Source organism: Nonomuraea rhizosphaerae (genome assembly GCF_019396405.1).
Classification (GTDB): Bacteria; Actinomycetota; Actinomycetes; order Streptosporangiales; family Streptosporangiaceae; genus Nonomuraea; species Nonomuraea rhizosphaerae.
In genome coordinates this window covers 1-8,149 of the sequence record NZ_JAHKRL010000003.1, presented here as the reverse complement: position 1 = coordinate 8,149, position 8,149 = coordinate 1, and the positions used below count along the sequence as shown (strand labels likewise).

At 62.6% G+C, this 8,149-nt stretch carries 10 protein-coding genes; 2 read left to right on the top strand and 8 right to left on the bottom strand.

The window, feature by feature from the left end; all coding sequences use genetic code 11:
* Positions 1-44: 44 nt before the first annotated feature.
* The 8 genes from KME77_RS00080 to KME77_RS00045 all read right to left on the bottom strand — a co-directional run bounded on the left by KME77_RS00080 (position 45) and on the right by KME77_RS00045 (position 5,913).
* The gene (locus tag KME77_RS00080) at positions 45-338 is read right to left on the bottom strand and encodes a hypothetical protein (RefSeq protein WP_219459839.1); all 294 of its coding nucleotides are present in this window, start codon (positions 336-338) and stop codon (positions 45-47) included.
* Between the two features lie 5 nt (positions 339-343).
* Entirely contained in the window at positions 344-1,006 is a 663-nt protein-coding gene (locus KME77_RS00075; protein WP_219459837.1) for a hypothetical protein, read from the bottom strand.
* Between the two features lie 523 nt (positions 1,007-1,529).
* Positions 1,530-3,032: an ATP-dependent nuclease gene (locus tag KME77_RS00070; RefSeq protein WP_219459835.1), complete on the bottom strand. Its 1,503-nt coding sequence runs from the start codon at positions 3,030-3,032 to the stop codon at positions 1,530-1,532.
* A gap of 203 nt (positions 3,033-3,235) precedes the next feature.
* A complete protein-coding gene (locus KME77_RS00065) occupies positions 3,236-3,460 on the bottom strand; it encodes a hypothetical protein (RefSeq protein WP_219459832.1) in 225 nt (74 codons plus the stop codon).
* A 26-nt stretch (positions 3,461-3,486) separates the two neighbouring features.
* A complete protein-coding gene (locus KME77_RS00060; RefSeq protein WP_219459829.1) occupies positions 3,487-4,152 on the bottom strand; it encodes a hypothetical protein in 666 nt (221 codons plus the stop codon).
* A gap of 98 nt (positions 4,153-4,250) precedes the next feature.
* A complete protein-coding gene (locus KME77_RS00055) occupies positions 4,251-4,505 on the bottom strand; it encodes a hypothetical protein (protein WP_219459827.1) in 255 nt (84 codons plus the stop codon).
* Positions 4,505-5,128, bottom strand: a complete 624-nt coding sequence (locus KME77_RS00050) for a hypothetical protein (protein WP_219459824.1) — start codon at positions 5,126-5,128, stop codon at positions 4,505-4,507. Before KME77_RS00050 ends, KME77_RS00055 begins: the two co-directional genes overlap by 1 nt.
* 56 nt (positions 5,129-5,184) lie before the next feature.
* Positions 5,185-5,913: a DUF2786 domain-containing protein gene (locus tag KME77_RS00045; RefSeq protein WP_219459822.1), complete on the bottom strand. Its 729-nt coding sequence runs from the start codon at positions 5,911-5,913 to the stop codon at positions 5,185-5,187.
* Between the two features lie 383 nt (positions 5,914-6,296).
* Between KME77_RS00045 and KME77_RS00040 the strand changes: the two genes are divergently transcribed.
* Together KME77_RS00040 and KME77_RS00035 are read left to right on the top strand one after the other, a co-directional pair.
* Entirely contained in the window at positions 6,297-6,788 is a 492-nt protein-coding gene (locus KME77_RS00040; protein WP_219459819.1) for a hypothetical protein, read from the top strand.
* A gap of 460 nt (positions 6,789-7,248) precedes the next feature.
* Positions 7,249-7,857, top strand: coding sequence for a hypothetical protein (locus tag KME77_RS00035; protein ID WP_219459817.1), 609 nt, complete (start codon positions 7,249-7,251; stop codon positions 7,855-7,857).
* Positions 7,858-8,149: the final 292 nt, after the last annotated feature.

The following is an 8,149-nucleotide window of genomic DNA, read 5'->3' as shown; positions in this document are numbered from 1 at the left end:
CCGGCCCTGGGCCGGAGCTTTCTATGCGGTGGTCGACGGGGGCTCTACTCGTCCGTGAGCGCCGACACGACCTTCAGGATCGTGTAGAGCGTGAACCCCTCCCTGTTAGGGTCGGCCTCCTTCGTGATGTCCACCATGCGGCGGCGCGTCACCAGGCTTTTCTTGTCACTGGCGGGCACACCTTCGGGCGGGCCCGCTGCGGCGGCAAGGGCCTCGTTGAACTTCTCGGTCGCCTCGCCGATCACCTTGTAGTACTCGCGGGCCGCCTCCAGGAGGGCCTTCTCCGCAGCGGCTCTCTGATCTGCCGGAGGGAGCCGCCCAGGGTTCGGGTTCGTCATGAACATCATCCTGCCACACCTCGTTTCGTTTTCGCGCCAACCTTGCGGGATTGGCGGCGTCTCCCCACCAGCTCGGCTACGTGCTCCTCGTACTCCTCCTCGGTCCACAGCGCGCCGCACCCGCCGACCTGCTCGCGGGCGTCGCACTCGATGTACCGCTCCCCCGCGACCCGGACCAGAGCGCGCTTGCCGCACGACCGGCACGGCCCGACAAGCTCCTGCACATGCACGGCCCACGGCGCGAGCCCATGCGCCCACCGACGCAACGCCCCCACCTCGCCGATCATGTCGTCCACCCAGGGCTGGCCAGTCACCCAATCCAGGTGACGCAGCAGCCACGCCGACAGCTCGGCGACGCTGGCCGCCTGCGGGTAGATCAGGCCCCGGTGCTCGGCGATCAGCCACGCCCAGTTCCTCAGGGTGGACGGGATGGACGGCGGCCCGATCTGCTCGTCGTCGTCGCCGTGGATCGGCGTCGCCCCCTCCTGCAGCATCGACAGCACATCGAGCCGCGCCGGAGTGCCGGCCTCCTGCGAGCCGGACACCCGATCGCCGCCGCCCTGGCCAGGCGTCACATGCTCATTGAGCCACCGCATGAGCAGCGGCGTGACCTGCAGATCGCGCCGCAACCTGGTCGTGCAGGTCTCGCAGATGAGCCGCCCCGCCACAGCTTGGCGGGGCTCCCGGCCACAACGAGGGCCGATGCACAGAGGGTTCGCGGTCCCGGGCATCGCCGTCCTTCCGAAGTCCAAGAGAGCGAGGGGAGACGAGCTGTGTGGTCCGTTGCAAGCAATACAGCCCTCCTTACTGGGCTACAGTACGTCCTTCCAGGTGAGAACGCCGTTCGCTTCTACAATTCGCTGCCCGTACCTGGTTCTTCCATCAGCTCAGCGCGGCGGTACTGCGACTAGGAAAGGGGAGCGAAAGAGGGGCTGAGAATCTGCCCCAAGACTCGCTGCCGGAAGGGACTCAAAGTTGACCACTGTGGCCACCTCCTCGCCGATTAGCTAAGCGGCATCCGAGCAACCGCCGACTGCCGATGGGACAACCAACGCATCCAGAACTTCGTGGAGACACAGGTGTAGGCAAATGAGGCTTGCTCTGGTGCGTCCGACCGGTACAACCAAGCGCCACTGGCGAGGGAATGACACCAAGCAGCTGTACGCCAAAATCGCTGTCGACGAAATGACTTTACGCAGGTGTGATGCAAGAGCGGAGCTGCACCACAAGATTCCGCGCTTGCATTTCGATCTCCGCGTTTTGCAGCCAGGCTCGAACTAGGTAAGAAGTAATGGTATCTTCCGAAAGGCCCATATGGCGCGCGAATCGGCCAATTTGATACTGGTGATCTAGCGAGGCGCAGGCGTCTACGCCTGCCATGATTTCACTAGACGACCTACCCGAAAGATCAGACAAGAAGCTCGCGTGGCGTATAGCGCCATTCAATAGCTCCTGCTCGGGTGTTGATGCCCCCGGCAGATATAGAATATTTTCCGACATTACCTTCGACAGCGTTGATGCATCCCTCTGATCTCCATCCAGCACACCCACAAATTTGACTCGCCGCGCATACCGCAGACTCTGAACTCCGGACCTGACGCCCGACTCGCCATCGCAGCGTACAACCTCCGCGTCTCGATACAGCGCGACATCGTAAATCGCAAACAGAGATTTCAGCACCTTCGCAGCGAAAGCGTCTTCTACGAGAATCAATCCTCGCACAGGTCCATCGACACCCACTGCGTCCCTGATCGTGGCAAATGTAGCGGGTTGAACAACATGAATTTTTCCGTCTATGCGCAGACATAGCCGTATGTTGTGAAGCGGAAATCTGTTCAGCATATCAAAAGAGTGCGTGCCCACGATTAACTGCGAGTCCTTTTTAAGGATCTCCCGTGCCGCTTGATCGACAAAAGGCCGCTGTGCGCTATTGGCCAAGAATGTCTCAGGCTCGTCAATAAGTGCAAGTCTCTCATTGGCAAGCTCGCGAGAAAGGAAGTCGCCAAGAATGTGGTGAACCCAAAGCTCTCCCTGACTCAAGGTCCAACTGTCCACCCTTCTGCCATCTTCGACACCGATCACAAAAAGGCTGTAATATTTTATACCGTCCATTTCGTCCGTTAGCACAGTGCGATAGGTGAGCTTGTCGTATGAGCGTCCGGTTATGTTCCTGATCGCATCCAGTTCTGCCCTTGAAGCATCTCGCTCTCGTACTGCATTTGCCGGATCAGAATTATCGAACATGTAGCCAATATCAGAGAAGGCGGCTATTGGCGTTGCGTAGCAAGCGCCAAATATGGGCGCCCACTCTATTGCGCGTTCCTTGGGGCTAGCCTGTAGTTCGATATCCCTGACGATTAACCCGTCGGGGCATTTGACCGTGACTCGAAAGTTGCCTGACGGGCGCGAAAACTTCTCATTATGATACTTCATGCTTTCGCCAACAAAGGGTGGCGCATAAGGAGGCGTGGAATACCCGAAGAGTGCCTCAATGGTGCGGAGTAATAGGCTCTTACCTGTTCCGTGGCGCCCTATGATCGCCGTAACTCTAGAGAAAACAATAATTTGATCGGCAAATATGTTCGAGTCTGAGATCTCGATACTTTGCAGCTGTCGAGGAGCGTCTGTCTCAAGAAGACGCTGCCATCGTTTGGCCCGAGGATCACTTACATTTTCTTTTTTACTATCTCCCACCGGAGTAACCTTACATCTTCTGGCTGCGTTCCTCTCCTTTATCGCCAAGATCGGATTTGTTTCAGAGCCTCTTACGACTCGCTCACCTCCGGGCAAGCATGTCCTTGCTCCGGTGCCTCTACACGCCGTTCTACAACACCATCCGGACCGGGTCGGCTTCCAGGGCGATCCCGTAGCGGATGATGCAGCCGTGCCGTGGCTCGCTATCCATTACCTACAAAGAGTCCGGCATCCGCCGCGGCCTCAGCGACGGCAGCCGACAGGATTTTGCAGGTCAGCTTGTCGCTGGAAGCGACGGCCTCGTTGTCGCAGCGCAGCAGCAGCGTCCCCACAGCGGCCGGGCGTCCGACCAGGCTGACCAGGTGCCGCCATGCCGCGAGCACTCCGGATTTCTGCTGGTAGGCGCGCAGGACCTCGCCTGCGGCCACGTACGGGTCTGTCGGTCGCGGGCTGGTCATCGCTTGATCGACCCGGTGATGGCGTCGTGCACATCGCGTACGCAGCGGGCGTCGCCGAGCGCGGTGTGCTTGGTCGCCCAGGTCTGCGTGACGCCGACGATCTCCCAGGGCAGCACGTCGGTGCTGGTTTCGAGCCAGTCGCGGACGTGCTCTGCGGCCTCGCCTGTGAATGCCTTGTCCACCTTGCCGCCGTGGGCGGCCAGGCGGCCGTACACGTAGCCGGTCAACAGGGCCCGGATGTCCTCCATGCGGTGCGACGCCGTAAACGCCTGCCCATTGGCGTGCATGAACGCGCGCAGGAAATCCCGGTCGTGGCGCGGGTTGTTGGCGATGATCGTCGCGCCGTCGAGGTGCCGGGCGAGCTGGAGCGCGATCTCGCCCGCCGTCATCGTGTGCATGACGGTCCCCTCGGGGGTGTCACCGTCTTCCGTCCCGCACAGCAACTGCACGCCGAACCCGACATTCATGTGAGCGGCAAGGCTCCGCTCGTAGTACTTGCCGACCTGCAGCGACGCGGGGTCGGCGGTGGTCAGGTCGGGCTTCACCTGCCACCAGAACTCCGCGTCGCCGCCGTCAGGGAAGTCGGTGTCGCGGCAGATCAGCGCGATCTCCCACAGGGAGCCGAGCGCGGGGTCGAGGTGGGTCGTCTCCGTGTCCAACATGACGTACTTCAAGGGGTGTCCCTTCGGTTGTCGTATCTCGGTGAACAGGTCAAGAGAGTGAGGGGCGGCCCGGCGCGTGACCGGGCCGCCGTGGGTTGTCAGTCGGACTGCTGGCTGTCCGGCGGGACCCGCTTCGCTGCCGAGCTGGTGGAGATCGGCCGCCGATCGGGGGTGCGGTGGTCCTGCCGGTGGTGGCGGGCCGTCTCCTCCGCAGCGGCCTTGACCACGCTGGCGTGGCTGGCCCACGGGCCGCCGTCGACGCCGAGCGTGCAGCTGGGGGTGTAGCAGACGGCCTGATGCCGGGCCTGGCCGTTGACGGTGACGGGTTCGATCTTTACGACGATCCGGGCCATCAGGTGCTAGCCTTTCTGCTTGCGTTAACGGGTTCGCTCTTGGCCCAGTTCTTCCAGGCGACGTCTTCCATGCCGAGCCAGTCCGGGTCAACGACGCGCATGCCGTCGCAGGCGATGCCGACGAACCAGCCGACGTTCTGGTGCTGGGTGTCATCTGCGCCGGGCTGGACGCCGCACACCGGACACGTGAGGGTCAGCCACTGCATGATGAACTTGGGGTGCGTGTTGATGCCGCTGGCGAGGCTGGCGAGGTACCCGGCGTCGTCGATGAAGAACGTGTGGTTGTCGAGGACCTGCCGGTCGTGGGACTCGTGGAAGTTGTCGTCCATGTCGTCGATCCACCGGTCTTCGTGGGCGGCGATGTAGGACGGCAGCTCGTCCGGCGTCACGCCGACGTGGACCTCGAAGTCCGTCTCCCAGTCGTAGGTGACGATCTCCTGCACCCTGACCCGGATCCTGCGGGTCTCGCGGGGCAGGCCCTCCTCCACCTCGTGCGGAGCCAAGGGCAGGTGGCAGTGAGGTTTCGTGACGGTGGTGTGCTCCCACACGTCGGGGCGGCCGTCCGTCGCCTGGTTTCGGATGGGGGTCCTGCACGCGGTGCAGGTCGTTTCCGTGTTCTCCACGGTTCTCCTTCAGGGGTTGGTTGAGGGCGGGCGCTGGGTGGCGTCCACCCTGGGGGTTAGGCGTTGATGGCGCGCTGGCCGCTGCGCCCGAGACGAGCGCTGCCGCCGATGTCGGAGCGGTCGCCCGCGTCGCGGCCGGCGAGGAAGGCGTGCGAGTCGCCGATCTTCGGGCCTTTGGAGGCGCGGGTGTTGGGGGTCTGCCGGTTGAAGTAGTCGTCAACCGCGGCCCGCCGGTCGCGCAGGACGAGTTCGGTGGAGCGGCCCGTGCTGGCAGTGGGGGCCTCGGCGGCGGCGGTCTTGTTGGCCTCGCGCAGCTTCTCGCCGACGCGGCTGGCGAACCCGAGCATGAAGCTCTTGCGGATGGTGGCGATGCTCTTGCGACCGGTGCGGGTGACGGTCTTGACTTCCTTGGCCATCTGCAGCGCCAGGGAGGCGTACAGCATCTGTACGGCGTCGAGGTCGCTCTGGTAGCCGGACACCATGAGGAACGTCTGGCCGTCGACGCGCCACGACAGGACGCGGCAGGTTCTGGCGTTGACGACGGCGGCGAGGAGTTGGATCTGCTCGGCCTGGTGGGTGCCGTTGACGACGAGGCCCCAGCTGGCGAGTTCGTCGGTTATCTGCCCGGCGGCGGCGAGGTGGGCGCGTTCGATGCCGTACTTGGCCATGAGGGCGTAGGCGCGCTCGCGGAAGGTTTCGGCTTCTTCGGTGCCGGTGTTGGGGTGTTCGGCGATGGCGAGGTAACCGCGGATGCGGTCGAGGGTCTTGTCGGAGGCGGTGGTCACGTGGTGCCTTTCGTGGGTTGGTTGGTGTGTGCTGTTTTGCTTGCGTGAGCTGGGTTGTGCTCGCGTTCGCTCGTGTTTTGATCTTGCGCCATTCTTGCATGCTCATTCTGTTTTCGCAACAACCTTTGGGGCGTGCTGAAACGCACGCTGGCGGACCCGAGACGCGTAGCGCTCCGATCCCCGCAACTCATGATCCGCGACGCTCACGCTGGCTCTCAGGGATGCTCGCGCATGCTTTCAGGCCCACGTCATGAAGGGCAATCCGCCCGTTCGTCGCCCCGTCACTCCCGACACGCAAGCACTGTCACTTGCAGAACAAACCGAAGCACGGGAAGGTAAGGGGCAACATCACGCCCCACCGCGCCAAGGAGACACCGCCGCCCATGCCCCGCTCAACCACAGCCGCCGCCACCCGCAAGGCACTGGTCAAGCAAGCGGAACAGCAAGCGGCAACCCGCCCCCGCACCAAGGCCCGCCAGGACAAGCCCACCCTCAGCACCCGCCTCAGCTACCACCTCAACGAACGCCTCAGCCACGCCAACGAGATCACCGGCCTCGGCGTGTCCGGCATCGTTGAAGCCGCCCTCGCCGAATACCTGGACTTCCTCGGCATTCCCGCCGACGCCGAGCCGCCCCGCAGCCCGGACGGCAGCCGCCCCAAGCGCGAGCGCACCGTGAAAAGTCGCACCCGCCGGGCGAAAGAAGAGGTCGATGACGTGAACGTCGGCCCCCGTATCACCCGGCAAACAGACAACCGGCTCACCGTCGCCTGTCTGGACACGGCCACCGGCCCGCAGGACATCCTCGAAACCGCCCTTAAGGCATGGATGCGCAAGCACAACATCCCACTCACCCGGCGAACGCCTGGCACCTAATAGCCGCAGATCAGGCGAACACGGCGGATAAGGCGACAGACTTAAACGCGAGTGAAGGATCTGGACTCCGAGAGGATGCGGGCCTATCTGGTTCAGATTTTTCTACGCACAGTATTTACGATGTGGCGGCGATTACACGGCACGGCGGGCAAACATGGGCTCGGCTTAGGTCGAGTTGCAAGACTACTTTCGCCCGATCGCGGTTGCAGATGTCACGCTGCCTTCGCCGGGATGGTCTGCATCGGCGCTGGTGTTGGATCCGGCGCAATGGACGGGGTTCGGCCGACGGTATGCCACGATGCGAGCGAGACTAGCAGTGTGATCGATCTGGGATTATGTACTGGTGACTCCGACCCCGTCCGTGACGGGAAGTCCGAAGCTGTCTGTGGTGACTCCGACTCCATCGCCCATATCTACGGCGTCGGCCTCCGACGTCAATTGGACCGACATCGTGTCCGCGGTGAGCGATGCGATCGTCGCAATCGGCACCGTCGCCACCCTAATCTTGATCGTCATGACTGTGCGCCAGCAAGGCAAAGCACTCGGCTTGCAAATTCAGCAACTGGAGCATGAACGCCGTGTCCGTGAAGCGGAACGCGAACGGGTCGAGCAGGAGGCGCGCCAGCAGAGACAGGTTCAAGTCAGACGAGTACGTATCTCCAGCAACGAACTGGAATACGATTCGGCCAGCCCCTACGGGCTCGTAGCGTTCGCTGCTATGGGGAGCCTTATCACTGAGGAACGGAGCCACCCTGGCGCACGCAATGTGTGGCAGGCCGCAGTCATCACAGCCAGGAACGGGAGCGACATGGGTATCCGGAACCTAAGCTTCCATACAGAGAAGCTAGAGCGGCCTGACTACATTTACCCCTCAGGGGCTACTGAACTGCTGAAAACGTATGAGCTAGGGCATCTTCCTCCCGGCCGCGAGGCCACCTTCATATGGATGGACAGAGTCGAGCGGGCCCTGCATAGCGCTAAGGCCGAGTTGCACTTCTCCGATGAGGATGGCCACCGGTGGGCGACGGATCTTCAAGGCAACACCGTTCGCGTGGATCAAGTGGAGTAAGGCTTAAAAGAAGCCCCCGTGCCCCTGGAGCAGGCATCCTGCCCCAGGGGCAGCATCCTCTCCATATGCATTACCACGGCAGAAGCCGCCCCCAACCCGAAGAATTCAGCCTGCCGTCTGCCTCCAATAACTTGGGGTGCCAGCACTTTTACTGGCACCACCAACGCACTAGTGCCGCATCATCTTGGGTTTGCCCCGTTTCGTAGGGACACGCCGATCAAGGTCCCACCTCGGTCGGTGTGATCGCCTCAGACTCTGTTTGTGGCTGAGCGGGTTCGCGTACGCGAGATCG

Bases quoted from the DNA above. Each gene is read 5' to 3' on its own strand.
- KME77_RS00080 (WP_219459839.1), bottom strand. From the start codon at position 338: ATGACGAACCCGAACCCTGGGCGGCTCCCTCCGGCAGATCAGAGAGCC.
- KME77_RS00060 (WP_219459829.1), bottom strand. From the start codon at position 4,152: ATGTTGGACACGGAGACGACCCACCTCGACCCCGCGCTCGGCTCCCTG.
- KME77_RS00055 (WP_219459827.1), bottom strand. From the start codon at position 4,505: ATGGCCCGGATCGTCGTAAAGATCGAACCCGTCACCGTCAACGGCCAG.
- KME77_RS00040 (WP_219459819.1), top strand. From the start codon at position 6,297: ATGCCCCGCTCAACCACAGCCGCCGCCACCCGCAAGGCACTGGTCAAG.